The sequence below is a fragment of the Candidatus Angelobacter sp. genome (genome assembly GCA_035607015.1).
Taxonomy (GTDB): domain Bacteria; phylum Verrucomicrobiota; class Verrucomicrobiia; order Limisphaerales; family AV2; genus AV2.
Genome location: DATNDF010000451.1, coordinates 1 through 3,550, shown reverse-complemented (window position 1 = coordinate 3,550; position 3,550 = coordinate 1). Strand labels below are relative to the sequence as shown.

The 3,550-nt window shown below is 58.5% G+C and carries 3 protein-coding genes; all 3 read right to left on the bottom strand.

The window, feature by feature from the left end:
* A partial coding sequence (locus tag VN887_18175) for a histidine kinase dimerization/phospho-acceptor domain-containing protein (GenBank protein ID HXT41942.1) occupies positions 1-1,781 on the bottom strand: 1,781 nt, incomplete at its 3' end.
* 4 nt (positions 1,782-1,785) lie between these two features.
* The gene (locus VN887_18170) at positions 1,786-2,454 is read right to left on the bottom strand and encodes a YfiR family protein (protein HXT41941.1); all 669 of its coding nucleotides are present in this window, start codon (positions 2,452-2,454) and stop codon (positions 1,786-1,788) included.
* The coding region (locus VN887_18165; GenBank protein HXT41940.1) for a TonB-dependent receptor at positions 2,442-3,550 on the bottom strand (1,109 nt) is incomplete at its 5' end. The genes VN887_18165 and VN887_18170, both read right to left, overlap by 13 nt.

Sequence of the window (3,550 nt, the reverse complement as noted above, 5' to 3'; positions counted from 1 at the left end):
GAACTGTCCGCCTGGCTGAAAGGCTGGAAAAGCCTCTGCTTGACTTCGGGCGTTATGCCGACGCCAGTGTCGCGAATTGCAAAACGGAGTGCGACTTCATCGTCGGACTCCTCGACTGTCTCGATGCGGACCAGCACTTCACCCTGTTCGGTGAACTTGACGGCGTTACCAATCAGGTTCACCAGCACCTGGCGCAGGCGGCCTGGATCTCCGCGTAACCGTTTCGGCACTTCGGCTGGCAGCCAGCAGATCAACTCGAGGTCTTTGCTCCGCGCCTGCTCCGCCAGCAGGTCCAGGGCGCTTTCCACGGTTTCCCGCAGATGAAAATCCAGGGTTTCAAACGTGAGCTTGCCCGACTCAATTTTTGAGAAGTCCAGAATCTCGTTGACGATGGTCAACAACGACTCGGCGCTGGCGCGGATGGTTTCTCCGAAATCGCGCTGCTCGGGCCCCAGGTGGGTGTCCAGCAGGAGACCGGTCATGCCGATGATGCCGTTCATCGGAGTACGGATTTCATGGCTCATGGTGGCCAGAAACTCGCTTTTTGCCCGGCTGGCGGATTCGGCGGCCTCCTTCGCCGCGATCAATTCGGATTCGGCGCGCTTACGCTCGGTGATGTCGATGCAGGCGCCGACGAATTTAATAACGCTCCTGCCTTCCTCGTCGTCGTACACCGGCCGGCCGCGCTCCGCCCAGTGAAGCCACTCTCCATCCTTTCGCCGAACGCGATACTCGACCTGGAAGGCCTCGCCCGTTTCGTGTGATCGAATGTAACCGGCCTTGGCCAGCCCGCGGTCTTCAGGATGAATACATCCTTCCCACGCCTCACGCGTGCGCGGCAATTCCTGCTCCGCGTAACCCAGCATTTTGTCCACCCGGCCGAACCACTCGACTTTGCCCGTGTCCGGCCGATACACGTAAAGCAGATCGCTCGCGTTCAGCGCCATGAGGCGGTATAACTCCTGCGATTGAAAAAGGGCACGTTCGGCCCGCTTGCGTTCCAGGACCTCCCGCCGCAGCGCGTCGGTGCGTTCATCGACCCGTTTCTCCAGCTCGTCGTGCGCCTTCTGCAGGGCACCGTCCCGTTGCTGGATTTGTTCGAGCATTTCGTTGAAGCCATCGATTAACCGGCCCAATTCGTCCGCGCCCCGGCGGGTCGCGCGGATGGAATAGTTCTTTTCGCTCGCCACGACGCTCGCGGTTCGTTCCAGATCGAGGATGGGGCCGGAGATGACCCGCTGAAGGCGCGTGGAAAGGAAAAACACGGTTCCCGCCGAAGCGAACAGAACAATCAGGACAATTCCCGCATAAAGACCAATTCGTTGATACAACTCCTGCAAATCAGATTCGATGAACACGGTGCCGGCCCGTTGACCTTCGACAATAATCCGATGAAAAAGCACCAGCGCACCACGCGTAAACCGCCAGCCATCCGCCTCTGCGGGAGGCGCTTTATATTTGCCGGGATCGCCATCGCGAGAATACCGGGCAAACACCACGCCGTTCGTGTCGTAGATGCAGGCGCCCACGATGTGCGGGTCGGTGCCGAGCGAGGAAAGGATTTCGCCCGCGGTCTTCGAATCATTAAACACCAGGGAGGAGTAGGCGTTATCACCGATAACGTTCCCAAGGCTGGACAACGTCCGCACCATTGTTTGACGCAGCGCCACCACCTCGTAGCTCGCGAAGGCGGCGCACGCCAGAAAAAGCGCGACTCCGCTGGCAAGCATGATGATCCACGTCAGTTTGCCCCTGATGGACAGATCCTCGAACTTGATCATGCGACTACTTCCTTGCGTCGGCCTTCCCCGATACGATCATTCCCAGTTTCAAGAGCTGTGAACTGATCCTGATACCCGCTCCTTCGGCGGCGTCGGGATTGATTTTGAACCGCACTCTGTTGTTCTCCGTGAAAAAATTGATCATGCCGCCCTGCTCGGCAAACCATTCAATGTCGCTCACCGTCAGGATGCCCTTTTTACGAACCGCCGCGAGAATTTCCGGTATCCGCCTCGACTCCGAGCCGCAAACGAACAAAACATGACAGTCCCTCAGTTCACCGGGATTTTTGACCCGCCTGATCTCGAAGCGCCGGCCATGAACGGTCTTGTCCTTCACCGCCTGGTCCAACGCGCCTCCGAAGGGATCTTCACCGAGCAGGGCGATAACAACTGGCGCGTTGACGGCGCTCAAGTCATTGCTCGGCCATTGGATAAACTGGATGAAGTTGAACAGATACGCGGCTTTGAGAGCATATTCCGGCGCCCTGGTGACCGGAGCCGAAACCGGCGGCGCCGCAACAGCCTGAAATCCGACAACCAACCATGCGCCGCACCCGACGGCAACCGCACTCCAAAAACCGCGTCTTTGCGCGCCAGCCGCAAGAAAAGCATTGCTCAAACGCCTCGCCGAAACGGCGCACCACGACGACACCAATGAAGCTAGAAGCGCCACGTGACCTTTCCGTATACGCTCTGTTGCACCTCGGTCCTTTCAGTCGGAATGAGCACGGGCTGAAACTCCGGATGCCGGTCATCCAGAAAGTTCTGTCCAACGATCGCCAATTCGAGATTCTTGAGCGGTCGCCATGCAAGGCGGGCATCCATGACCACGTAGCTGGGGATTTGAAAATCCGGCAGACTCTCCACGTAACGGAGCGTGCAATCGAATTCAATGTCGTGTGGCAGATCGAGGGAAGAACGCAGGCTGAACTGGTGGTGCGGATTACGGCCCTCGTTCGCCTCCGTCGTTGTGTCCTGGCTCCCCGCATCGCGGTGAAGCTGCATCTGCATGAACGTGTAAGCGGCCTGCACACGCCACCATTCAGTGATCTGCCAACTCGGCGCGAATTCGACGCCGTAAGTCTCGCCGTTGATCCGGTTGGCTGCGACAACGGAAATCGTTACCGGCGGACCCGGCAGAACGCCACTCGGTTCGAGGCTGCGGAGATTGCTGTAATCATGGTAGTACGCCGACACGTCCAACGTGATGCGGTCGAGTGGACGCCAGCGGTACCCCGCTTCGTAGGCCAGCAATTCCTCGGAGTCGAATTCACGGTTGCCTTGAATCAGCGCCTGAACCCCGGGGGTGGTCGTCACTTGCCGGAGTTGAATGTCGTCCTCGGCCTGCGATGGCGTCCGAACCGCCCGTGAGATGGAGGCCCAAAGCGTCTGCCGGTCCGTTGGTGTCCAGGAGATCCGGCCTCCGGGTTGATATTCGAAACCGGTAAAATCATTATGTTCAAGTTTTGACCCCAGAGTGACCCGAAGCCGGTCCGGCACAATGGTGATTTCGTCCTGCGCGAACAAGCTGAACAACTGGACGGTGCGCTGGTCGGGATTGAACGTGGCCGTGTAGGTATTGTCCAGCTCGTCCGAAGAGATGCGGTAGCCCGCGCCCCAAACGAGGTTTTGCCGTTCACCCAGCAGGAAATGGTGCTGCAAATCAATGTCGATCGCGTCACGGTCTTCGTTAAGAACCGCGCCGTTACGAACAGTGCGGTCATAATATACCTGTAGATTCAGATCCGAGCGTTCAGAAAAGGAGCGCG